This window comes from Streptomyces sp. NPDC001315 (genome assembly GCF_042896175.1).
Lineage (GTDB): Bacteria > Actinomycetota > Actinomycetes > Streptomycetales > Streptomycetaceae > Streptomyces.
The window spans coordinates 299,196-320,905 of the sequence record NZ_JBIAWZ010000007.1 but is presented as its reverse complement, the minus strand read 5'-3'; the positions used below and the strand labels follow the sequence as shown (position 1 = coordinate 320,905).

General features: G+C 72.0%; 20 protein-coding genes. 6 read left to right on the top strand and 14 right to left on the bottom strand.

Annotated features, from left to right (window positions below):
• The first annotated feature begins 22 nt into the window (after positions 1-22).
• Positions 23-220 carry a DUF1918 domain-containing protein gene (locus ACFY16_RS22160; RefSeq protein ID WP_390648865.1) on the top strand — a complete coding sequence of 66 codons (198 nt, stop codon included), beginning with the start codon at positions 23-25 and terminating at the stop codon, positions 218-220.
• 1 nt (position 221) lies between these two features.
• Here the strand turns inward: ACFY16_RS22160 and ACFY16_RS22155 are convergent, their stop codons facing one another.
• A complete protein-coding gene (locus ACFY16_RS22155) occupies positions 222-1,457 on the bottom strand; it encodes a glycoside hydrolase family 10 protein (RefSeq protein ID WP_390648864.1) in 1,236 nt (411 codons plus the stop codon).
• Between the two features lie 176 nt (positions 1,458-1,633).
• On the opposite strand from ACFY16_RS22155, the gene ACFY16_RS22150 reads away from it, so the two are divergent.
• Both ACFY16_RS22150 and ACFY16_RS22145 read left to right on the top strand, forming a co-directional pair.
• Entirely contained in the window at positions 1,634-2,494 is an 861-nt protein-coding gene (locus ACFY16_RS22150; RefSeq protein WP_390648863.1) for a 3-hydroxybutyryl-CoA dehydrogenase, read from the top strand.
• 195 nt (positions 2,495-2,689) lie between these two features.
• Positions 2,690-2,947 carry a hypothetical protein gene (locus tag ACFY16_RS22145; RefSeq protein WP_390648862.1) on the top strand — a complete coding sequence of 86 codons (258 nt, stop codon included), beginning with the start codon at positions 2,690-2,692 and terminating at the stop codon, positions 2,945-2,947.
• Between the two features lie 23 nt (positions 2,948-2,970).
• Here ACFY16_RS22145 and ACFY16_RS22140 read toward each other — a convergent pair whose 3' ends face one another.
• The 10 genes from ACFY16_RS22140 to infC all read right to left on the bottom strand — a co-directional run bounded on the left by ACFY16_RS22140 (position 2,971) and on the right by infC (position 13,996).
• Entirely contained in the window at positions 2,971-3,516 is a 546-nt protein-coding gene (locus ACFY16_RS22140) for an NUDIX hydrolase (RefSeq protein WP_390648861.1), read from the bottom strand.
• 128 nt (positions 3,517-3,644) lie between these two features.
• Positions 3,645-4,985 carry a transcriptional regulator gene (locus ACFY16_RS22135; protein ID WP_390648860.1) on the bottom strand — a complete coding sequence of 447 codons (1,341 nt, stop codon included), beginning with the start codon at positions 4,983-4,985 and terminating at the stop codon, positions 3,645-3,647.
• A gap of 277 nt (positions 4,986-5,262) precedes the next feature.
• Positions 5,263-6,354, bottom strand: a complete 1,092-nt coding sequence (locus ACFY16_RS22130; RefSeq protein ID WP_390648859.1) for a PP2C family protein-serine/threonine phosphatase — start codon at positions 6,352-6,354, stop codon at positions 5,263-5,265.
• 248 nt (positions 6,355-6,602) lie between these two features.
• A complete protein-coding gene (pheT, locus tag ACFY16_RS22125) occupies positions 6,603-9,119 on the bottom strand; it encodes a phenylalanine--tRNA ligase subunit beta (protein ID WP_390648858.1) in 2,517 nt (838 codons plus the stop codon).
• Entirely contained in the window at positions 9,119-10,240 is a 1,122-nt protein-coding gene (gene pheS, locus ACFY16_RS22120; protein ID WP_390648857.1) for a phenylalanine--tRNA ligase subunit alpha, read from the bottom strand. The genes pheT and pheS overlap by 1 nt, the downstream gene beginning before the upstream one ends.
• A gap of 129 nt (positions 10,241-10,369) precedes the next feature.
• A complete protein-coding gene (locus ACFY16_RS22115) occupies positions 10,370-11,506 on the bottom strand; it encodes an ATP-binding protein (protein ID WP_390648856.1) in 1,137 nt (378 codons plus the stop codon).
• A 51-nt stretch (positions 11,507-11,557) separates the two neighbouring features.
• A complete protein-coding gene (locus tag ACFY16_RS22110; protein WP_390648855.1) occupies positions 11,558-12,415 on the bottom strand; it encodes a TrmH family RNA methyltransferase in 858 nt (285 codons plus the stop codon).
• Positions 12,416-12,512: 97 nt separating this feature from the next.
• The gene (rplT, locus tag ACFY16_RS22105; protein WP_055492778.1) at positions 12,513-12,896 is read right to left on the bottom strand and encodes a 50S ribosomal protein L20; all 384 of its coding nucleotides are present in this window, start codon (positions 12,894-12,896) and stop codon (positions 12,513-12,515) included.
• Positions 12,897-12,993: 97 nt separating this feature from the next.
• Positions 12,994-13,188 (bottom strand): 50S ribosomal protein L35, encoded by a 195-nt coding sequence (gene rpmI, locus ACFY16_RS22100; RefSeq protein ID WP_003977225.1) that lies wholly within the window; start codon positions 13,186-13,188, stop codon positions 12,994-12,996.
• Between the two features lie 109 nt (positions 13,189-13,297).
• Positions 13,298-13,996, bottom strand: a complete 699-nt coding sequence (gene infC / locus ACFY16_RS22095) for a translation initiation factor IF-3 (protein WP_390648854.1) — start codon at positions 13,994-13,996, stop codon at positions 13,298-13,300.
• A gap of 359 nt (positions 13,997-14,355) precedes the next feature.
• On the opposite strand from infC, the gene ACFY16_RS22090 reads away from it, so the two are divergent.
• Positions 14,356-14,733: a DUF1844 domain-containing protein gene (locus ACFY16_RS22090; RefSeq protein ID WP_390648853.1), complete on the top strand. Its 378-nt coding sequence runs from the start codon at positions 14,356-14,358 to the stop codon at positions 14,731-14,733.
• Positions 14,734-14,778: 45 nt separating this feature from the next.
• Here the strand turns inward: ACFY16_RS22090 and ACFY16_RS22085 are convergent, their stop codons facing one another.
• A complete protein-coding gene (locus ACFY16_RS22085; protein ID WP_390648852.1) occupies positions 14,779-15,510 on the bottom strand; it encodes an SseB family protein in 732 nt (243 codons plus the stop codon).
• 150 nt (positions 15,511-15,660) lie between these two features.
• On the opposite strand from ACFY16_RS22085, the gene ACFY16_RS22080 reads away from it, so the two are divergent.
• Entirely contained in the window at positions 15,661-16,677 is a 1,017-nt protein-coding gene (locus ACFY16_RS22080) for a serine hydrolase (RefSeq protein WP_390648851.1), read from the top strand.
• A gap of 14 nt (positions 16,678-16,691) precedes the next feature.
• On the opposite strand, the gene mycP is transcribed toward ACFY16_RS22080, so the two are convergent.
• Entirely contained in the window at positions 16,692-17,876 is a 1,185-nt protein-coding gene (gene mycP, locus ACFY16_RS22075) for a type VII secretion-associated serine protease mycosin (protein WP_390648850.1), read from the bottom strand.
• Positions 17,873-18,685: a hypothetical protein gene (locus tag ACFY16_RS22070; protein ID WP_390648849.1), complete on the bottom strand. Its 813-nt coding sequence runs from the start codon at positions 18,683-18,685 to the stop codon at positions 17,873-17,875. The genes mycP and ACFY16_RS22070 overlap by 4 nt, the downstream gene beginning before the upstream one ends.
• 1,592 nt (positions 18,686-20,277) lie before the next feature.
• Here ACFY16_RS22070 and ACFY16_RS22065 point away from each other — a divergent pair.
• A complete protein-coding gene (locus ACFY16_RS22065) occupies positions 20,278-21,480 on the top strand; it encodes an amino acid deaminase/aldolase (RefSeq protein WP_390648848.1) in 1,203 nt (400 codons plus the stop codon).
• Positions 21,481-21,710: the final 230 nt, after the last annotated feature.

The following is a 21,710-nucleotide window of genomic DNA, read 5'->3' as shown; positions in this document are numbered from 1 at the left end:
GCACTGGTGAGGAGGCCCTTAGATGCGCGCATCCAAAGGCGACCAGCTTGTCCAGCACGGCAGGGTGGTCGGCCAACACGATCAGATCTCGGAAGTTGTCGAAGTGATGGGCACGGAGGGCAACCCGCCGTACCGCGTCCGCTTCCCCGACGGTCACGAAGCAGTGATGTCTCCCGGCCCCGACTGCGAGGTCCGGCACCACAAGGAGAAGGAAGGGTGAGTCAGCGCGGGGGCTTCGCCGGCTGCCGGTAGTGGTCGGCGACGACCCGCGCCATCGCCCCGATCGGGTCCGCCGCCACCTCCCGGGCGGCGAAGAAGACATGGCCGCGCACCTCCGGGTGACCGGCGGCGAGGGTGAGGTGGCGGGACAGCTCGGCCGGGTCCTGCCAGGCGGCCGGCTGCGCCGGGTTGCCCGCCTTGTACAGCGCCTCGCCCAGGTACAGCTTCGTCCTGGTGCCCCGCGCGACCTCGGCCCACCAGGGCAGCAGCTTGGCGTAGTCGGCGGCGGCCAGGCCGATGTTCCAGTACAGCTGCGGGGCGAGGTAGTCGATCCGGTGCTCGCGCACCCATCTGCGCGTGTCCGCGTACAGGTCGTCGTACGTCTGCACGCCCGCCCGGGTGTCGGAGCCGAGCGGGTCCGTGGCGGCGTTGCGCCACACCCCGAAGGGACTGATCCCGAACTCGGTGCCGGGCCGGACCTCCTTGACACGGGCCGCCATCTCGCGGACCAGCCGGTCGGTGTTGTCGCGGCGCCAAGCGGCCCGGTTCGGGAAGTCGCCGCCGTACGCGTCGTAGGCGTCGTCGTCGTCGAAGGTCTGGCCCGCCACCGGATACGGGTAGAAGTAGTCGTCGAAGTGCACGGCGTCGACCGGGTACCTGGCGACCGCGTCGAGCATCGCGTCCTGGACGAACGCGCGCACCTGAGGCAGGCCCGGGTTGTAGTACATCCTCCCGCCGTACGCCACCACCCAGTCCGGGTGCCGCCGGGCCGGGTGGGAGGCGACGAGTCCCGACGGGTCGGCATGCATGGCGATCCGGTACGGGTTGAACCAGGCGTGCAGCCGGAGCCCCCGGACATGGGCCTCCTCGACGGCCGTGCCCAGCGGATCCCAGCCCGGGTCCGCCCCCTGGGTGCCCGTGAGGTACTGCGACCACGGCTCGTACGGCGAGGGCCACAGCGCGTCCGCCGTCGGCCGCACCTGGAAGATCACCGTGTTGAGACGGTTGCGCATCGCCGTGTCCAGGTGGGCGATCAGCTCGGTGCGCTGCTCGGCCGCCGTCAGCCCGGGGCGGGAGGGCCAGTCGCGATTGACCACCGTCGCCAGCCACACGCCCCGCATCTCCTCGGCCGCACGGCGGTGACCCGGCTCCCGCGGCCCGGGCCGCGCCGCCGCACCCGTCGTCGTCCACGCCGTCAGTGCCGCCAGCGCGAAAGCCCGCCGGGTCGGTCGCCCCATACCGAACCACCCCCAATACGCCACGGATCCGTGCCGTCACGGACCGTCCGCGCGCCAAGGATGCCGCACCCCGGCGATCGATCATCGATACTTGGCGGTAACGTGCACGATTGGAGCAGGCGCCGAACCACGGCAGACCTGCCACAGCCGTAGATCAGCGCAGCGAAAGGGACGATGTGACCGACATCGAACGCGTCGGAGTGGTGGGCTGCGGCCAGATGGGAGCGGGCATCGCCGAGGTCTGCGCCCGCTCCGGTCTGAACGTCAAGGTCGCCGAGACCACGGGCGAAGCCCTGGAGTTCGGCCGTACCCGCCTGTTCACCTCCCTGGCCAAGGCCGCCGAGCGCGGCAAGATCACCGAGGAGGAGCTCGCGGCGACCCAGGCGCGCCTCAGCTTCACCACCGACCTCGGCGAGTTCGCGGACCGCGACCTGGTGATCGAGGCCGTCGTCGAGAACGAGCAGGTCAAGACCGAGATCTTCCAGGTCCTGGACCAGGTCATGACCCGCCCGGACGCCATCCTGGCGTCCAACACCTCCTCCATCCCGCTGGTGAGGCTCGCGGTCGCCACCTCGCGGCCGGACCAGGTCATCGGCATCCACTTCTTCAACCCGGCCCCGGTGCAGCAGCTCGTCGAGCTGATCCCGGCGCTGACCACCTCCGAAGGCACGCTGAGCCGGGCGCAGCTGTTCACCGAGAAGGTGCTCGGCAAGCACGCCATCCGTGCCCAGGACCGCTCCGGCTTCGTGGTCAACGCGCTGCTGATCCCGTACCTGCTCTCGGCGATCCGGATGTTCGAGTCGGGCATCGCCAGCCGCGAGGACATCGACAACGGCATGGAGCTGGGCTGCGCCCACCCGATGGGCCCGCTGAAGCTGTCCGACCTGATCGGCCTGGACACGGTCGCCTCGGTGGCGCACAGCATGTACGAGGAGTACAAGGAGCCGCTGTACGCCGCTCCCCCGCTGCTCCAGCGCATGGTCGACGCCGGCCGGCTGGGCCGGAAGTCCGGCTCGGGCTTCTACACCTACGGCTGACCCGCGGCTGACTACAGCGAGCGACGCCCCACGGGCCCGGCACCGGAAACGGTGCCGGGCCCGCGGCATTCACACACCGTGTGCGCGCCGGGCACGCATATGCCCCTCGCACACTCTCCCCACGCGCCCACCAGGCGAGTTGACTCTTCATGCACATGCAAGGGATGTGAGACGACTACGGAAAGGAGCGGACACATGACCGCCGATCCCGAGCATCCCGTCGTCCATGGAGACGTCGCAGAGTTACGGCGCCGCCTCGACGTGGCGTACGCCCGCGTCGAGGGCGGACTGGCTCTGCTCACCCATCGCACCGAAGAGACCGCCAAGGAACTCGACGAACTGAGCACCCGGCTCGGCTCGCTGGAACACGCGCGCTGGCCACTGCCCTCGATCGCGGCCGTCACGGCCGTGGGAGCACTGGTCGCGACGGTCTGGCAGGCCCTTGGCCACTAGCGCCCAGGACACCGTGGGGGGATTCAGGGCAAGGTGTCCTGCCCGAACCTGAGGTGGTGCAGGAGCAGTAACGCGGCCGCCATGTTGGCGGCCGGGACCTCACCGCGGGCGACCATGTCGGGGACCAGCTTCAGGGGGACCCATTCCCGACGGTCCGACTCGAAGTCGTCCACGGGGTGTCCGATGTACTCCCCCTCGTCGGCCCAGTAGATGTGGTGCCGGGCGTCGGTGAGCCCGTTGGACGGCTCCACGCTCATGAGGTGGCGCAGAGGCCCCGGCCGCCAGCCGGTCTCCTCCTCGAGTTCCCTGGCGGCCGCGCTTGCGATGTCCTCGCCGTCCTCGACGACGCCCGCCGCGAGTTCCCACCCCCAGCTGTCGGTGATGAAACGGTGGCGCCACAGGAGGAGGACCTCATTGGCCTCATTCACCACCGTGGCCACGGCGACGGGCCGCAGCCGTATGAGGAAGTGGTCGAGGTGCCGGCCGTCCGGCAGCTCGACATCTGCGAGATTGACGCTGAACCAGCGGTTTTCATACACAGTTTGTTCGTTCTGCTTCGTCCACTGCACGGTTCTGCCACCTTCCGCCGAGTAAGTGGCAATATCGCAGCAGGAGCGGTCTGACAGCAGGCGCACAGCGAGCCGCTCCCGGCGCAGCGGTAGGCGCGGCGGTCCCTACCTGCGGGATTTTCGGGAATCTACAGCGGTACGCGCAGTGCCCCGTCGATGAGTTCGGCGGCCTCGGCCGTGCCGGCCACGCCACTGCGCACCAGGTGCTCGCGTACCGCGCGGAGTCTGTCGCGCAGGCGCTGGGACTCCATTCCGCGGGCCTGTTCGGTCATCTGCACCGCCGTGGCCACCGCCTTGTCGGCGTTGCCCTGGCGGAGTTCGATCGTGCTGAGCATCGCGAGCCGGTGCACCCGGCCCCGGTCGTGGGCCGGGTTGTCCACGGCGGCCGCCGCGTGCTCCCGGGCGGCGGCCAGCTCGCCGAGGCTGAGCAGGGCCTCCGCCACCTGGACGTTGACGAGGCCCGGCTGGACATAGCCGGTTTCGTCGGGTTCGTATCCGCGCCGGATGCGTTCGGCGGCCGCCTCGGCACGCCGGATGCAGGACAGGGCGCTCGTGCCGTCGCCCAGATGTGCGTACGCCTTGGCCTGCATCGCGTACAGATCCGAGGCGAGCGCGGGGGTGATGTGCCGTCCGGCGGCGCGCAGCGCGGCCTCGGCGAAGGCGACGGCCTGGCGGTACTCCCGCATGAACAGCGACTGGTTGACGAGCAGCGCGATGACATACGCGCCAAGTCCCCGGTCGCCGCTGGCCTTCGCGAGTCTGAGCGCCTGGTGGAAGTAGCGCTGGGCCAGTCCGTGCGCGTCGGAGTCGTACGCGCAGATGCCGACGATCGCCACCAACCCACCGGTGGCCCGGTGGAGTTGGCGGCCGGTGGCGTCGGTGTAGCTGCCGCGCAGCAGCGGGGCCGCCTCGGCGTTGAGGAAGCCGACGATGCGGCTGCGGGTCGCTATGCCGCCGGCCTTGCGGTACAGCTGCTCGTAGTGGGCGCGGGCGGCACGCAGCATCTCGATGTCGAACTGGGTGACCCGGTGTCTGCCGCCGCGGGAGACGTCCACGTCCTCGGGCGGGTTCTCCCACTCCCATACGGGCATCACCGCGGGCGTGCCGGTGACGGCGGGGGCACCGAGGACGTGCGGGCGCTGCTGTTCGTCGGAGCGCCACAGGGCGGTGGCCCGCTCCACGAAGCCGGAGAGCGAGGTGCCGTGCGGGGCCGACGGCTCGCCCGGGACGCCGAGGCCGATGTCGTCGAGGGTGACCGGCCGGTGCAGCCGGCCGGCGAGCACCTCGCAGATCAGGTCGGGCACCTGGCCGCGCGGCCGCTGGCCCTTCAGCCACCGTGCCACGGCGGTGTGTTCGTATCGCAGTGCCAGGCCGCGGCCCCGCCCCGCCTGGTTGACGTGCGCGGCCAGCCCGGCATGCGAGATGCCCGCCTCGTCCAGGATCGCGTCGAGCAGAGTGTTGGGCTGCATGGGTGCCCCCCGGTGGCTCGGTGCCGACAGAGTAGTGGGTCCCGTTTCACACGGGGTGTGAACGGAGTGCGCGAATCCACGCTGTGCGCGCGCTGTTGCGGAAAGTCCCCGCCCGGTTGACTGAAATGCCTCGCAAGAGGCCGGCCGGGCCGCCGGCTCCCCCTCATACAGTGCGGCGGCCCGCTTCCGCGCCGTCCGCCCTGCTGCCTGCCCGACACTCCGTGGCGGGGCGGACGGCGAACGGCGCTGTGCTGTGCTGCGCCGGCAATGGCGGGTACTACACGTGGTTCGTCGGCAGCGGGTGCGTGGGGGCTGGTCGCGCCCGCGCGGCGGAGCCGCATGTGTCACCGTCTCGCACCCCTTCAGGGGCGCGTTCCCGCACACGTTCGTTGCGCAGTACGAGTAAGGCCACGTCGTCGGTCGGTCGGCCGCCCGTGTGGCGATGGAGGGCGGTGAAGACGGTGCGCAGGATGGTCTGGGGTGTGACCGGGTCGTCGCCGACCGCCGCGGCGATCGCGGTCGGCAGGGAGAAGAAGCGGCCGTGGCAGTCCCTCGCGTCCTCCGCCCCGTCCGTGTGCAGAACCAGTGACTCGCCCGGGAGCAGACGGCCTACGCGCACGGCGGGAAGTTCCCGCGGGAGGGGGAACGGGCCGAGGGGAGGGAGGGGATCCGCCCGGGCCAGGGGCTCGACCCGGGTGCCGCTCAGCAGATACGGCCACGGGTGGCCGCAGTTGAGGGCGTGGACCTCGCCGTCCCGGCCGATCTCCAGCAGCAGGACGGTGACGAACTCCTCGACGACCGGGGTGTCGGGCGGCGGGCCGGCCGAGGGGTGCTCGGCACGGGCACGTTCGCGCAGATGCCGGGCGAGCGCGCGCTCCAGGCGGTGCAGCACGCTGCCGAGTTCGGCCTCGTCGTGCACGGCCTCGCGGAAGCAGCCGAGGACGGCGGCGACGGTGCCGATCGCCGCGAGCCCGTGCCCGCGGACGTCGCCCATCACCACCCGTACGCCGTGTTCGGTGGCGATGGCCTCGTAGAGGTCGCCACCGACCGAGGCGCCGCGGTCCGCGGAGAGCTGGGCGGCGGCGACGCCCAACCCGTCGATACGCGGCGGCAACGGCCGCAGCAGCACGCTCTGGGCGGCGCCCGCGACCCGGCGGGCCTGCCTGAGCTCGCGCAGCAGTGTCGCCCGGAGGTGGAGGACCAGCCCCGTGCCGACGGCGAAGAAGACCGCGCTGGTGGCGACCCGCGCGCCGAGCCCGGTCTGCTGGGCGAGCGGACAGGCCAGTTTGTACGTGATCGCCAGGGCGCCCCACACCGTGGGCAGCCCCAGCAAGAAGGCTCGGCGCAGCGGCCGCCTGATGCGGAACATGTCGATGGCCCCCCATCTAGGCCGTGACGGCACAGACCGACCGGCCCCGAAAGGCCGGTCCGATTCTGTCGACCGCGTGACCTGGGAGGCCAGGCCGCTGGGGGATCTCACCCGATCGAGTGAGACGCCTGATGGGGGACGCCCTGACAGGGGCACGGGCCAGTGACACATGCGGCTCCGCCGCGCGTTGTTTCGCCGGCCACGGAGGACCCGTGGCGGGCGAAACAACGCTCGGTTCCCCGGCGGAACTAACTCCGCAGCACCGCTCCCGTACGCTCAGCGGCCAGCGCGACCGCCGCGTCGCGGGCGGCGGACGCCTCGTCGACCGTCAGCGTCCGGTCCCCGGCGCGGAAGCGCAGCGCGTACGCGAGCGACTTCTTGCCCTCGCCGAGCTGCTCGTCGTTCTCGTAGACGTCGAACAGTCGGATGGCCTCCAGCAGTTCACCGGCGCCGTCGCGCAACGCGCCCTCGACGTCCGCGTGCGGGACCGACTTGTCGACGACCAGGGCGACGTCCTGCGTGGCGACCGGGAAGGTGGAGATTCTGGGCGCCTGCGGGGTGTCGTTGCCGACCGCCTCCAGGATGTCCAGGTTCAGCTCCGCCGCGCTGGTGCGGGCGGGCAGACCCAGGGCCTTGACGACGCGCGGGTGCAGTTCGCCCGCGTGGCCGACGAGCTTCTCCGTGCCGTCGGCGGCGACGACCAGCAGCTCCGCGCAGCGGCCCGGGTGCCACGGTCCGTGCTTGCCGTTGCGGACGACCAGCTCGGCGCCGACCTCACGGGCGACGGTCCGGGCGGCCTCGACCGCGTCGGCCCAGTCGGCCGGGCGGCCCTTGCCCCACCAGCCGGCCTGCTCGCGGGCGCCCGCGAGGACGACGGCGACATGGCGCGGCTGCTCGGGCAGCGCCGCGTCGAGCGTCGCGATCTCCTCGTCGGTGGGACGCCGGTCGACGGGGAGGGCGACGGCGACCCGCTGCTCCTCGCGCGGGTGGAAGACCAGCCCGGTCTCGAAGAGCGCCAGGTCGTGCGAGCCCCGGCCGTCGTTGCGGCGCAGCGCGCCGAGCAGGCCCGGCAGCAGCGACGTACGGAGCGCGGGCTCCTCGTCGTTGAGCGGGTTGGTCAGCTTCACGACCCGGCGCCCCGGGTCGTCGGCGTCCAGGCCGAACTGGTCGAAGACCTGCTCGCTGATGAACGGGTAGTTCGGCGCCTCGACGTAGCCCGCTCCGGCCAGCGCCCGCCCGACGCGGCGGTGCAGCCGCTGCCGGTGGGTCAGGCCGCGGCCCGACGGGGGCTTGGGCAGCGTGGAGGGCAGGTTCTCGTAGCCCTCCAGGCGGATGACCTCTTCGGCCAGGTCGTTGGGCTCGGTGAGGTCGGGCCGCCACGACGGCACGGTGACGATGAGCTCGTCCTGCCCGTACACGTCACAGCCGATCTCCTGGAGACGGCGTACGACCGTCTCGCGGCCGTAGTCCACGCCCGCGACCTTGTCCGGGTGGCCGGCCGGAACGGTGATGGTGTGGGGCGCGGACGGCGCGATGACCTCGGTGACCCCCGCGTCGGCCGTACCGCCGGCGAGGAGCACGAGGAGGTCGACCGTGCGCTGGGCGGCGGCGGACGCGGCCTGCGGGTCGACGCCGCGCTCGAAGCGCTTGGACGCCTCCGAGGACAGCTTGTGCCGGCGGGCCGTACGGGCGATCGCGACCTGGTCGAAGTGCGCGGCCTCGATGACCACGTCCGTCGACACGTTCTCGACGTCGTCGTGGTCGGCGATCTCCGTGTTCGCGCCACCCATGACGCCGGCGAGCCCGATCGGGCCACGGTCGTCCGTGATCACCAGGTCCTCGGCGTGCAGCTTTCGCTCGACGCCGTCGAGGGTGACGATCTTCTCGCCCTCCTCGGCCCGGCGCACGCCGATGGTGCCCTGGACGAGCGAGCGGTCGTACGCGTGCAGCGGCTGGCCGAGCTCCATCATCACGTAGTTCGTGACGTCGACGGCGAGCGAGATCGGGCGCATGCCGACCTTCTGCAGGCGGCGCTGCAACCAGATCGGGGAGCGTGCCTCGGGGCTCAGGCCGGTGACGGTGCGCGCGGTGAAGCGGTCGCAGTTGACGGGGTCGGAGACCTTCACGGGGTAGCCGAACGCGTTCGGGCCCGGGACGTCGAGCAGCGCCGGGTCGCGCAGCGGCAGGCCGTAGGCGATGGCGGTCTCGCGGGCGACACCGCGGATCGACAGGCAGTCGCCGCGGTTGGCGGTGACGGCGATGTCGAGGACCTCGTCGACCAGCTCGAGCAGCTCGATGGCGTCCTTGCCGACCTCGGTCTCCGGCGGCAGCACGATGATGCCGTGGGTGCCGTCGTCGCCCATGCCCAGCTCGCCGCTGGAGCAGATCATGCCGTGCGAGGTCCTGCCGTAGGTCTTGCGCGCGGCGATCGCGAAGTTGCCGGGCAGTACGGCGCCCGGCAGCACCACGACGACCTTGTCGCCGACGGCGAAGTTGCGGGCGCCGCAGACGATCTCCTGGGGCTCGCCGATGCCGTTGGCCTGGCCGACGTCGACCGTGCAGAAGCGGATCGGCTTCTTGAAGCCCTCCAGCTCCTCGATGGTCAGCACCTGGCCGACGACGAGCGGACCCTTGAGGTCGGCGCCGAGGTGCTCGACGGTCTCGACCTCCAGACCGGCCGAGATCAGCTTGTCCTGGACGTCACGCCCGGTTTCGGTCGCCGGCAGGTCGACGTACTCCCGCAGCCAAGAAAGCGGGACCCGCATCAGATCTCCATCCCGAACGGCCGGGTGAACCGGACGTCACCCTCGACCATGTCTCGCATGTCTTCGACGTTGTGGCGGAACATCAGCATCCGTTCGATGCCGAACCCGAAGGCGAAGCCGCTGTACTTCTCCGGGTCGACGCCGCAGGCGGTCAGCACCTTGGGGTTGACCATGCCGCAGCCGCCGAGCTCGATCCAGCCCTCGGACGAGCAGGTGCGGCAGGGCCGGTCGGGGTTGCCGACGGACTCGCCGCGGCAGACGTAGCACACCATGTCCATCTCGGCGGACGGCTCGGTGAACGGGAAGAAGTTCGGCCGCAGCCGGGTCTTCATGCCCTCTCCGAACAGCGACTGGACCATGTGATCCAGGGTGCCCTTGAGGTCGGCCATGGTCAGGCCCTCGTCGACGGCGAGCAGCTCGACCTGGTGGAAGACCGGGGTGTGGGTCGCGTCCAGCTCGTCCGTGCGGTACACACGTCCGGGGCAGATCACGTACACCGGCAGCTCGCGCTGCAGCAGGGAGCGGATCTGCACGGGCGAGGTGTGGGTGCGCAGCACCACGCCGGACTCGGTGCCGCCCTCGGGGCCCTGCACGAAGAAGGTGTCGGCCTCGCCGCGGGCCGGGTGGTCCGGGCCGATGTTGAGCGCGTCGAAGTTGAACCACTCGGCCTCGACCTGCGGGCCCTCGGCGACCTCGTAGCCCATGGCCACGAAGACGTCCTCGATGCGCTCCGAGAGCGTGGTCAGCGGGTGCCGGGCGCCGGCCGGTACGCGGTCGTGGGGCAGTGTGACGTCCACGGCCTCCTCGACCAGTACCCGGGCGTCGCGATCGGCCTCCAGTTCGGCCTGGCGGACGGCGAGGGCCTTGTTCACGGCACCACGGGCCTGGCCGACCAGCTTGCCGGCGGCGGCCTTGGCGTGCGGGGGCAGGGCGCCGATCTCGCGGTTGGCCAGGGCCAGCGGCGAGGTGCCGCCGGTGTGGGCGACCTTGGCCTCCTGGAGCGCGTCGAGGGAGTCCGCGGCGGCGAAGGCGGCGAGCGCCTCGTCCCGCATGCGCTCGATCTCTTCCGGTTTCAACGCCTCGACCTCTACAGGGTCGTACGACTTATTCGGTGCCGACATCTCTTCCCGTGCTTCCGATTGGCTGGCTGAAGGTCCCCGTCATCGACTCAGAGGCCCGTCTGTGGGACACAAAGGTGCCAAAGGCCGAGTCTAACGGGGTGGAGGTATACGAATGCGCCCGCGGGCTGCTCAGGCGAGATACGCCGGGGCGCCCACGGGCAACGTAAATCGGAATTCGGCGCCGCCGCCGGGGGCGCGGCCGACCGTGATGGTGCCGCCGTGGGCTTCGACGATGCCCTTGACGATGTACAGCCCGAGGCCCGTGCCGCCGCGCTTGCTGCCCCGCCAGAAGCGGGTGAAGACGCGGTTCATGGACTCCTCCGGGATGCCGAGCCCCTCGTCGCTCACCGTGACCGATGTGCCGACATCCTCCCCTTCGCGGGGGGACGCCGAGGGCGTGACGTCAATCGTGACGGTTCCCTCTCCGTGACGCACGGCATTTTCGAGCAGGTTGCTGAGCACCTGGTCGACCTTGTCCGGATCGGCCCACAGGTCGGGCAGCGGCTGCTCGATGCGCAGCAGAAAGCGGTCGGCCGGCTGACCTGCGGCGACGTATGCCTGGATGTGCCGTCCCACGGCCGCGCCCATGTCCACGGGCTGGCGGCGCACCTCCAGCCGCCCGGAGTCGATCCGCGAGATGTCCAGCAGCTCGGCGATGAGCCGGGTGACCCGGTCGGCGTCGGCGTCGACGGTCTCCAGCATCAGCCGCTTCTGGTCGTCGGTGAACCGCTCCCACTTGGCCAGCAGAGTGGCGGTGAAGCCCTTGACGGAGGTCAGCGGCGAGCGCAGCTCGTGGGCGACGGTCGCGATGAGTTCGGCGTGGCTGCGCTCGGTGCGCCGACGGGCCTCGGTGTCACGGAGGGTGACGACGACGCGGCGGACGGGCCCGGTGGGTTCCGTGCGGACGTACCGCGCGGACACGAGTACTTCCCGTCCGCCGGGCAGCAGCAGATTGCGCTCGGGCTGGCGGACCCTGATGGACAGGCCGCCGTACGGGTCGGTCAGCTGCCACCAGCGCCGCCCTTCCAGGTCCTCTAACGGCAGCGCTTTCTCGAGCCGCTGCCCGAGGGCGTCCGCGGCGGCGGTGGCGGTGATGCGCTGGGCGGCGGCGTTGAAGCAGATGACGTGCCCGTGCTCGTCGGCGATCACGAGGCCGTCGGGCAGTTCGTCGGGATCGATGCCGAGCTCGGCGAGATCACCGCAGCGGGGCGCGGGTGTGCGTCGCGCCTGCCTCGCTCCCGGTGCGCTGCTCGTGCCGACAGTCATCCCCGTACCCCACCTCTCAGACGGCCACGGGCCCCCGAGCTGGTCACCCTACTAGCTCTCGGTGACGGAGCGGCACCCTCCGGAGGCGCGCTGTGCACGGGCCGACGCGTAGAGACATACGGCGGCCGCGGTGGCGAGGTTCAGGCTCTCGGCCTTTCCGTGGATCGGGACGCGGACCACGGCGTCCGCGAGCGCGCGGGTCTCCTCCGGGAGCCCCCAGGCCTCGTTCCCGAAGACCCACGCGGTGGGCCCGCCCATGGTGCCCTTGTCGAGCTCGTCGTCGAGGTCGTCGGTACCGGCGCCGTCGGCGGCGAGGATACGGACCCCTGCCTCCTTGAGGCCCGCCACGGCCTGTTCCACGGGTACGCCGACGGCGACCGGGAGGTGGAACAGGGAGCCGACGGAGGCGCGCACGGCCTTGGGGTTGTACAGGTCGACCGAGGCGTCGGTCAGTACGACCGCCTCGGCGCCGGCGGCGTCCGCGCAGCGCAGCACGGTGCCGGCGTTGCCGGGGTCACGGACGTTGGCGAGGACGGCGACGAGCCGGGGGCGGGCTTCGAGGATCTCCTCGAAGGGGGTGTCGAGGAACCGGCAGATCCCGACGAGTCCCTGCGGGGTGACGGTGGTCGAGATGTCCTCGATGACCTGCTCGTCGGCGAGGTGGATGCGGGCGCCGCCGGTGCGGGCCTCCCCGACGATGTCGGCATACCGCTCCGCTGCCTCGACGGTGGCGAACAGCTCGACGAGCGTGGGCGGGCCGCCGGCCTCGTGTGCCGCGGCCTCCCGCACGGCCTGCGGCCCCTCCGCGAGGAACAGCCGCTCCTTCCCCCGGAAGTTCCGCTTGGCGAGCCGCCGCGCTGCGGAGACGCGGGGCGAGCGGGGGGAGATCAGCTCGGGGGCGGGGGGCATACGGTCCACTTTCGGAAGAGTCGAACACGACGGACCCGCAGACCGGCTGGGGCCTGCGGGTCCGATCACGTCACGTCCGGCGCGAGCCGGCGCGGCGTCACGCAGCCTTCGGCGCGTTCACGTCCGCCGGCAGCGCCTTCTGGGCGACCTCGACGAGCGCGGCGAACGCACCGGCGTCGTTGACGGCCAGCTCGGCCAGGATCTTGCGGTCGACCTCGACGTTCGCGGCCTTCAGACCCTGGATGAAGCGGTTGTACGTGATGCCGTTGGCGCGGGCAGCGGCGTTGATGCGCTGGATCCACAGCTGGCGGAAGTCACCCTTGCGCTTCTTGCGGTCGTTGTAGTTGTAGACCAGCGAGTGGGTGACCTGCTCCTTGGCCTTGCGGTACAGGCGCGAACGCTGACCGCGGTAGCCGGAGGCCTGCTCGAGGATCGCCCGGCGCTTCTTGTGGGCGTTGACTGCCCGCTTGACGCGTGCCACTTGTTAACTCCTTGTAGCGGGGCCGTGGTTGGACTCACACGGCCCGGAAACGATTGGGTCCCGGTCCAGACGTACGGCGCTCAGTGGCGCCCGTACGTCACTTGCCGAGAAGCTTCTTGATCTTCGCGGCGTCGCCCGGGGCCATCTCGGCGTTGCCGGTGAGGCGACGCGTCACGCGGGACGACTTGTGCTCGAGCAGGTGGCGCTTGCCGGCGCGCTCACGGAGCACCTTGCCGGAGCCGGTGATCTTGAAGCGCTTGCTGGCACCGCTGTGCGACTTGTTCTTCGGCATAGCGCCGTTCTCTCCTCGTCGGTGGCGCTCCGGTGCCCGGTCGTTAAACCGGGCACGGTGGAGCGTCGTACTTGTATCGGGTTGCATCCTGGGACTCGCGTCCCGGGGATCACGCCTCGGCGTGCTCCTCGGCGGGTGCCTCGGTCTCGACGTCGGTCTCGACCGCGGCGTCGGCGTCGGTGTCAGCAGGGTTCTGCGAACGACCGGGGTTGGCCTTCGCTTCCGCCTTGCGGGCCTCCTGCGCCTGCCGGGCCTCGGCCATCGCCTCGGTCTTCTTCTTGTGCGGACCGAGGACCATGATCATGTTGCGGCCGTCCTGCTTCGGGTTCGACTCGACGAACCCGAGGTCCTGGACATCCTCCGCGAGACGCTGCAGCAGTCGGTAGCCCAGCTCGGGACGGGACTGCTCGCGACCACGGAACATGATCGTGATCTTGACCTTGTCGCCCTGCTTGAGGAACCGGACGACGTGACCCTTCTTGGTGTCATAGTCGTGCGGGTCGATCTTCGGCCGGAGCTTCATCTCCTTGATGACCGTGTGCGCCTGGTTCTTGCGCGCCTCACGGGCCTTCATGGCCGACTCGTACTTGAACTTCCCGTAGTCCATGAGCTTGCACACAGGCGGACGGGCGTTCGCCGCGACCTCGACCAGGTCCAGGTCGTACTCCTGCGCAAGCTCCAGTGCCTTGGCCAGCGGGACAATGCCCACCTGCTCGCCACTGGGACCGACAAGTCGCACCTCGGGAACGCGAATCCGGTCGTTGATGCGGGGCTCGGCGCTGATGGATCCTCCTCGGTAGCACCACACGGCGGTCTGGCGGACAGCCGCGTAACGTCTCTGTTCGTTAGACCGAACCGCGCCGAAGCACAAAAAATGCCCCGGACGATCACAGGCGGGGCTCCTCGAACTACCGGAACACCGCCGCGGTGAACGCGGGGCGCACTATCGGGCGGACCGCCGTCACAGGGATGGCGCCGCCTGACCGGTGACCCGCCGCCCCGGAGGGCGGTCAGGTGGGAGTTCGAAGCCTCCACTTGTAGGTCGGGCCCGTCTGCCATGGGCATGCGTGTCCGACCGGTCGTTACACAAGGTTAGCAGCATCGGTCCGGAACGGCTAATTGAGGCCAAGTAGGGCCGGGTCCCGCCCGGCACCTATCGTGTGGGGCATGAGTGAGACCTCCCCCTCGGACACGCCCGAGACCCCCGGCACGACCGACTTCGATGCCATGACCCGCGACATCGCCGAGGTCCCCGCGGTCGAGGTGATCGTGACGGTCGCCGTCAACCTGATGAGCGCCGCCGCCGTGAAGCTCGGTCTGACCGAGGAGGGCGACAAGTACAAGGACCTGGACGAGGCCCGCAAACTGGTGCACGCCCTGGCCGGTCTGCTGGACGCGAGCGCGACCGAGATCAGCTCGTTCCACGCGGCGCCGCTGCGCGACGGCCTGAAGTCGCTGCAGCTGGCGTTCCGCGAGGCGTCGATCGCCCCGGACGATCCGGGTCAGGGGCCCGGCGAGAAGTACACCGGCCCGATCTACGGCTAGCTCGCCGACAGCCGATATCCCACCGTCAGGCGATATCCGGCGGCTTCATCCTCGTACGTACAGGGGCTCGCCCGGTGGCGTCGTCCCGGCCGGCAGCAGTGCCAGGTCGAGGCCGCGCACCAGGCGGGCCCTCAGTGTCTCGTCGGCGGCCAGCCGCCGGGCGACCGCCCGGGCGGCGTCGGCCGGGGGTGCGGCCGGGTCCAGTACGAGGGCGAGGGTGCCGTCGGCCGGCCCGGGCCCGAGGTGGGCGCGCAGCACGGCGGGCTCGGCGGCCACCACGGCGCGTACCGCCTCGACGACGGCCGGGTCGGCGATCGGGTCGGTCGTCGTACGGCCCTCGGCGAGCGCCAGCAGTGCCGGTCCCGTCAGCTCGTACGGCACCGGACCGGCCAGGTCCAGCAGGACCGTGTCCGCCTTCTCGTGCGCCGCGGCCTGGAGGGCCTGGTGCAGGGGTACGGCCACGGGGCGGGCCTGGGCGTCCCAGCGGGCCAGCGACTCGGTGGACGTGAAGGCGGGGAGGGCGGTGCGGTGGCCCGCCTTCAGGGTCGGTACGGCCATGTCGCTGGTCTTCTCGCGGCGCAGCCCGTTCGCGTCCTCCTCCACCTCGCCGAGCACGGCGACGACGGGGACGAGCAGCCGGGCACCCTTGAGCGCCTCCAGGACGGGGGTCACGGCGGTGCGGTCCTCGGCCCAGGCGGCCAGCGCGGCGCTCAGCCGGGGGTCGGCACTGCCGTCGTCGTCGGAGAAGCCAGGGTCGGGAATGTTCTTGTTCGCCACGGTCACCGACCCTATAGGGGGGATGCTGTTGCGCTTGTGCGGGCCCGGAAACCAGCCGGACACGAGATTCACGGGTTTCTCATATTTCCCTGACGAAGCTCTTACTTTCGTCTAACGGCCCGCACAGTCGCCGCCCCGAGCATCGCGGCCATGGAGTCCTCCAGAGCCCGCCGACGCCGCTGTGCTCGTCCGTCACGGCGCCGCCCCCTTCTGTACACCGCGCTCGTCTCGGTCGCCATCGTCGGCGGTACGGCCGCGGGCACCGTGTACGTCAAGGCGAAGGCGCATACCGGGACGAGCGCCGTATCGTCGTCGGTGTCGCCGTCGGCCACGTCCTCGCCCTCGGCGGACGGGGAGGCATCGGTGGAAGCCGTGGCGGAGCCGACGGTGGACCGCGAACAGTTGCTGGCCGACGCGCTGGCGTCGGTGACCGTGCCGGACGGCGCGAAGGTGTCGGCGGCGGTGCTGGACCTGGAGTCCGGGGAGAGCGCCACGTACGGGGACGCCGCCTTCGACACGGCGAGCATCGTCAAGGTCGACATCCTGGCGACGCTGCTGCTCCAGGCGCAGGACGCGGGCCGGCGTCTCACCGCCGCGGAGAAGACGTACGCCACCGCGATGATCGAGAACAGCGACAACACCTCCGCGTCGGCGCTGTGGCGGATCATCGGCAAGGCGGACGGGCTCGACGCCGCGAACGAGCGTTTCGGGCTCACGGACACCGCGGGCGGCGACGACATGCTGTGGGGGCTGACCCAGACCACGGCGGCCGACCAGCTCACGCTGCTCCAGCAGGTCTTCGGGGACGACTCGAAGCTGAGCGAGGCCTCGCAGTCGTATCTGCGAGGGCTGATGAAGCAGATAGAGACCGACCAGCACTGGGGTGTCTCGGCCGCCGCCGACGGCTCCGCGTGGGCGCTGAAGAACGGCTGGCTGGCGCGCAGTACCACCGGCCTGTGGGACATCAACAGCATCGGGCGGGTGACGGTCGACGGCCACGACTACCTGGTGTCCGTCCTGTCCAACGGCAATGCGACACAGACGAAGGGCATCTCGCTGGTCGAGGCGGCGGCGCGGGCCGCGCTCTCGGCGTTCACGGGCGGCGACGGTTCGGCCTCGGCGTCCGCCGCTGCCCGTGCCACCGCCTCTGCCACTACCTCCGGCTAGGACGTGTCCGGCGCCTAGAAGCCGTCGTTGTGCCGCGACTCACGGCGGCCCCGCCACATCACGATCGCGACGACCAGCAGTACTCCCCCGGTACTGCCCGCCAGCGGGCCCGCCCAGCTCGACGTGTCGTCGTCCGCCTCGGCGGTGTCCGGTCCCGAGCCGAAGTACTTCTCGCCGTACGACGCGGCTCGCAGGCCCTCCGGATCGAGGCGGGCTGCGGCCTTGAGGGCGGCGGCCGGGTCGATGAAACCGAAGCCGCGGGAGTCGTCGCGGCCGCTGCTGGGGGCGTCGCGGGCGGTGTCCTCGAGGAGTTTCTTGAACTGGGGCGGGGTCAGGCCCGGGTGGGCCGCCTTGATGAGGGCCACCGCGCCGGAGACGAAGGCGGAGGCGGCGCTCGTGCCCCAGCCCTGGTAGTACTTGTGGTCCGGGTCGGCGATCACGACGTCGACGCCGGGGGCGCTGACGGTGGCGTACCAGCGGCGGGTGGAGAAGGACGCGCGGGTGCCGTAACGGTCGACGGCGGTCGCGGCGATGACGCCGGGGTAGGCGGCCGGGTAGGAGATGTGGTCGCCCTTCTCGCCCCCGTTGCCGGCCGAGGCGACGACGACGGCGCCTTTCTTGAGGGCGTACTGGACGGCCTCGTCCTCGCTGGGCTCCGGGTGCGCGGAGGCGGAGTCGTCGCCGAGGGAGAGGTTGATGACGTCGGCGCCGTGGTCGGCGGCCCAGCGGATGCCCTCGGCGAGGGCGTTGCCCCGGGTGCTGCGGGCCTTGGCCCGGGAGGGGTCGCCGTCCTCGAGGATGACGCGGACGGGAAGGATCTTGGCTTCGGGGGCGATGCCCATGACGCCGTCGGCGTCGCCGAGGCCGTGTCCGTGGCCGGCGATGATCCCGGCCATCGCGGTGCCGTGCCGGGCCCAGGCGCGGTCGCCGGGTCCGGCCCCGAAGCCCACCATGTCCTTGCCGGTCAGGACGTTGCCGGTGAGGTCGGGGTGGTCGGCCTCGACGCCGGTGTCGAGGACCGCGACGGTGATGCCCCGGCCCTTCGTGGTCTGCCAGGCCTGCTGGGTGTGCATGGCGTCCAGGGCCCACTGCTGGGCGCGGATGCCGTCGGCGTGCGCGGGGGTGGCCGGCACGAGGGCGAGGGAGGCTGCGAGGAGGCAGCTCACGAGCCCGGCGCGATGTGTCGTACGGCTGCTCATGAGGGCGCCTCCGTGGCCGCGCCGGCGGTCTCGCGGAAGGCGCGTTCGATGCGGTCGGCGAGGCCCTGGGCCTCGTTGCCGAGACCGGCCTGGGCAGGGGCGGTGGTGGCACCGGTCCGGGTGGCGTCCGCCGCGGGCTGTGGCGTGTCGACGGTGCGGCCGTCGGCCCAGCCGGAGACGGCGAAGACGACGACGGGGGCGTCCGTGAGGACGGAGATGGTCCACGATGCGCGCTGCTTGTCGCCGAAGGCGGCGGCGACGGTGTCCTTCGCGGCGTACGGGCGGGGCATGAGGTCGGTGCGGCGGTCGAGGCCCTCCTTCTGGAACTGGGTGTCCAGGGCGCTCATGGCCGCCGCGTCGGCCTTGGTGAAGAGCATGCCGACGGTGGTGACGTAGCTCCGGGTCGCGTCCGTGTACGTGGCGCGCAGCAGGCGCCGGCAGCCGGCGGGGGCGAGGGCCTTGCCCAGCAGCGGGTCGAAGGCGTTCTGGCAGCCGCTGTCCGGGGCGACGGCGATCCGCGTCCAGGTCCGGTCGGCGCCGCCCGGGCCGGCTCCCGTCCCCGGCACGGTGGGCGGGAACAGCTGGTCGACGGGGATGCTGTGCCACAGGTCGGCGGCCGCCGTGAAGGTGTCCGGGGCCTTGTCGTCCCCGGCACCGCCGGTCAGCCAACTGCCCGTCACGGCACCACCGATGAGCCCGAGCCCCAGCACCAGACAGACGCCGACGGCTGCGGTACGGGGCCGCAGTCGCGCACCGAGCGGCCGTGGCCGCGTCCGCTCGTCGTACCCCTCCGGCTCCCCGAACGTCACGACGGGCCGATCCGCACCGAGCGTCCCACCCGGCGTCATGACACTCCAGGAGAGCGCCGGGTCCGGCGCCAGGGGGATGGGGGCAGCGGGGGCACCCGCGGCGCCGGGCGGCACGGGGCGCGGCGGCACGGCGGAACCGGCGGGAGACGCCGACGGTACGGCGGAACCGGGGCGGCTGAAGGCGTCGGCGGACGTGGGGGCGGGGCGGGTGTCCGGACGCGGCGGGACGGCTCCGGGAGCAGCACGGTGGGAGGCATCGGCGGACAGGCCACCGGGCCGACTGTCCGGACGCGGTGGGACGGCTCCGGAACCACGGCGCCGGAAGGGCTCCGCGGGCGTGGCGGTGCCGGGGCGAGTCTCCGGACGCGGCGGGACGGCGGTGGCGCCGGGACGGCTCGGCGGTGCTGTGGGGGTGAAACCCCGGTCGGTGTCCGGCTCGGGCTGGGGGGCCGGGGGAATCGGGCGGAGGCGGGCGGTCGTCTCCGACGGCGTCTCGGACGGTGCGCCGGTGCGCCTCGGCTGCGCCATGGGCCGGTGGCCCGGCCGCGGCGGCGCACCGCCCGGCGCGACGCCTCCGGCGCCGTCGCGCCGCGGCTCACGGCCCGCACCCCGCGTCGTGGCCTCGTGCCGAGCCTCACGGCCGGCGCGCGGGACCATGCCGTCGCGCCCTGGCTCACGGCCCGTGCTCTCGGACGCGCTCCCGCGCCAAGCCGCAGGACCTCCACCCTCGGCCGTGCTGTCACCCCCCGCCTCACGGCCCGTGGCGGACGGGGCGTCCGGGAAACGGGCCGAGTCTGCCGGTGGAGTGTCGGGGAAACGGGAAGATGCTGCCGGTGGCGGCGGAGTCGTCGGGTCACCGAGTCGTGAGGGGGCGGACCGAAAGCGGGGGAAGCGCACCCCGGTCTGCGCGGAACCGGACGCGGAAGGGCCCGCCCCGGTCGCGTCGCCACCGCGTGTGCCCTGCGCCCCGGAGTCCGACCGGGCGGAAGACGACGAGCCACGCACAGCACCCGACGAAGCTCCCGACGGTCCGCCGAAGCCCTCGGGCGTACCGCCCGACGAAGTTCCCGGCCGCGCGCCGCATCCCTCGGACGCCCCGCCCGACAAGACCCCCGTGCCAGTCCCGGAACCCTCCGACGCCCCGCCCGGCGAAACCCCCGACCGCGCACCGGGAGCTTCCGGTGCGGTGGCTGACGAGTCGTTGCCCGGGGGTGCGTCGGGCCCGGGTGATGCGCCCTCGTCCACCGGATCCCCCGAGGGGGGCGTCGTGGGGCGTGGGGGGACGGGGGCGCGGCGCGCTTCCGTGCTCATGCACCCCCCGTTTCCCTCGTACCCGGGCCGTCGTTCTCGTGCGCGGGTCACTGTCGTGCTCGTGCCCGGACTGCCCGCTACGGATTCGTTCGCCTCGGGCACGCATACCCGCACGGACGGACCGCCATCCCGGCGCGGACCTGCGACCGGTGTCGATCCTCTGTGCGTGCGCGTCACTCTACGGCTTGTTCAGGGGCGAACGGGAACCAGTCCGCGACGCCGGGGCATCTGCCCGGAACGTCCCCCTACCCTGCGGTAATCCTGTCTGGCAGGCTTCGTTCATGACTGCGCGCGCCGCCGACAGGGCCCGTTACGACCGGGCCACCGCCCATCTCGACGCCCCCCTCGCGATCGTGGACCTGGACGCCTTCGACGCCAACGCGGACGACCTCGTCCGCCGGGCCGGCGGCAAGCCGATCCGGGTCGCCAGCAAGTCCGTTCGCTGCCGGGCCCTGCTCGAACGCGTCCTGGCGAAGGACGGCTTCGCGGGCATCATGTCCTTCACCCTCGCCGAGTCCCTGTGGCTGGCGCGCTCCGGATTCGACGACGTCCTGCTCGCCTACCCCTCGGCCGACCGCACGGCCTTCGCCGAACTGACCGGCGACCCCAAGCTGGCCTCCGCCGTGACCGTGATGGTCGACGACCCCGCCCAGCTCGACCTGATCGACGCCGCGCGCTCCGGTGGGAGCGAAGTCGTGCGCGTCTGCCTGGAGTTGGACACCGCCCTGAAGCTGTTCGGCGGCCGGGTGCGGGTCGGGGCGCGCCGTTCCCCGCTGCACTCCCCCGCGCAGGTCGCCGACCTGGCCCGCGCGGTGGCCCGGCGGCCGGGGTTCAAGGTCGTCGGGATCATGGCGTACGAGGGTCATGTCGCCGGCGTCGGGGACGCGGTCGCCGGTCGGCCGCTGCGCTCCCGTGCCGTACGGCTGATGCAGGCGGCCGCCCGCCGGGAGCTGGCCGAGCGGCGCGCCGCGGTGGTGCGCGCGGTCCGGGCCGTCGTACCCGACCTGGAGTACGTCAACGGCGGCGGCACCGGCAGCGTGCAGCACACGGCCGCCGAGGACGCGGTCACCGAGATAGCGGCCGGCTCCGGGCTGTACGTACCGCGGCTGTTCGACAACTACACGTCCTTCAGGGGGCGTCCGGCCGCCCTCTTCGCGCAGCCGGTGGTGCGGCGGCCGGGGGTCGGGGTGGTGACCGTCCTGGGCGGCGGCTACCCCGCCTCGGGCGCCGCGGGGCCGGACCGGCTGCCGGTGCCGTACCTGCCGGAGGGACTGCGCTACGACCCCCAGGAGGGGCCCGGCGAGGTGCAGACCCCGCTGCTCGGCTCGCCGGCCGACGACCTGCTCGTCGGCGACAAGGTGTGGTTCCGGCACGCGAAGGCCGGTGAGCTGTGCGAGCGGTTCGACGTGCTGCACCTGATCGAGGGGGACACGGTGACGGCGACCGCGCCGACGTACCGCGGCGAGGGCCACACCTTCCTGTAGATCGGCTCACTGCACGGATCTGTTGGCTCGATGCACGGTGTCCCGCCGGTCGGGGACCACCGTGCCGTCGTCCCGCAGGAGGGGCGCCCGCGGGGTGACGTCGGGGTCGGCGTCACCGCCCGCGATCGCCGGCCGGTGCGGCCACGGCTGCCGGCGCCGGGCGGCGCCCTGGACGCCGTAGACCTCCTGGTTGAGCCGGCAGCGTTGCCGTCGGTGTACGGGATCGCATA

Excerpts from the sequence above, each read along its gene's own strand:
- ACFY16_RS22155 (WP_390648864.1), bottom strand. The coding sequence starts at position 1,457 with ATGGGGCGACCGACCCGGCGGGCTTTCGCGCTGGCGGCACTGACGGCG.
- ACFY16_RS22090 (WP_390648853.1), top strand. The coding sequence starts at position 14,356 with ATGAGTGAGACCTCCCCCTCGGACACGCCCGAGACCCCCGGCACGACC.
- mycP (WP_390648850.1), bottom strand. The coding sequence starts at position 17,876 with ATGAGCAGCCGTACGACACATCGCGCCGGGCTCGTGAGCTGCCTCCTC.
- ACFY16_RS22130 (WP_390648859.1), bottom strand. The coding sequence starts at position 6,354 with ATGTTCCGCATCAGGCGGCCGCTGCGCCGAGCCTTCTTGCTGGGGCTG.
- ACFY16_RS22080 (WP_390648851.1), top strand. The coding sequence starts at position 15,661 with ATGGAGTCCTCCAGAGCCCGCCGACGCCGCTGTGCTCGTCCGTCACGG.
- ACFY16_RS22160 (WP_390648865.1), top strand. The coding sequence starts at position 23 with ATGCGCGCATCCAAAGGCGACCAGCTTGTCCAGCACGGCAGGGTGGTC.
- ACFY16_RS22115 (WP_390648856.1), bottom strand. The coding sequence starts at position 11,506 with ATGACTGTCGGCACGAGCAGCGCACCGGGAGCGAGGCAGGCGCGACGC.
- ACFY16_RS22145 (WP_390648862.1), top strand. The coding sequence starts at position 2,690 with ATGACCGCCGATCCCGAGCATCCCGTCGTCCATGGAGACGTCGCAGAG.
- pheS (WP_390648857.1), bottom strand. The coding sequence starts at position 10,240 with ATGTCGGCACCGAATAAGTCGTACGACCCTGTAGAGGTCGAGGCGTTG.
- pheT (WP_390648858.1), bottom strand. The coding sequence starts at position 9,119 with ATGCGGGTCCCGCTTTCTTGGCTGCGGGAGTACGTCGACCTGCCGGCG.
- ACFY16_RS22110 (WP_390648855.1), bottom strand. The coding sequence starts at position 12,415 with ATGCCCCCCGCCCCCGAGCTGATCTCCCCCCGCTCGCCCCGCGTCTCC.
- rpmI (WP_003977225.1), bottom strand. The coding sequence starts at position 13,188 with ATGCCGAAGAACAAGTCGCACAGCGGTGCCAGCAAGCGCTTCAAGATC.
- ACFY16_RS22065 (WP_390648848.1), top strand. The coding sequence starts at position 20,278 with ATGACTGCGCGCGCCGCCGACAGGGCCCGTTACGACCGGGCCACCGCC.
- ACFY16_RS22135 (WP_390648860.1), bottom strand. The coding sequence starts at position 4,985 with ATGCAGCCCAACACTCTGCTCGACGCGATCCTGGACGAGGCGGGCATC.